The organism is Gemmiger formicilis (genome assembly GCF_024462815.1).
GTDB lineage: Bacteria > Bacillota > Clostridia > Oscillospirales > Ruminococcaceae > Gemmiger.
Genome location: NZ_JANGCG010000085.1, coordinates 1 through 247 on the forward strand (window position 1 = coordinate 1; position 247 = coordinate 247).

Genomic DNA, 247 nt, shown 5'->3' on the forward strand with positions numbered 1-247 from the left:
CAATGATGTTGGATGGAAAGGTCATCACCGAATTGTTGTAATCCGTAACAGCTGCATTATAGGTCCGGCGGGAAGCCGAAAGTTGTTCTTCTGTCTCGTTCAGTGTTTTTTGAAGTTGCATGAAATTTTCCGAAGACCGTAAGGCCGGATAGTTTTCAGCTACCATAAAGAAATTATTTTTAGCAGCAGTGAATGTTTTGTCAAAATCTGCTTTTTCTTCAGCTGTGAGGGAGTCGTAACTCTTCGT

General features: G+C 41.3%; 1 protein-coding gene. It reads right to left on the bottom strand.

Features of this window, described 5'->3' with window-relative positions; all coding sequences use genetic code 11:
- The coding region (locus NE623_RS14595) for a LemA family protein (protein WP_256276171.1) at positions 1-247 on the bottom strand (247 nt) is incomplete at both ends.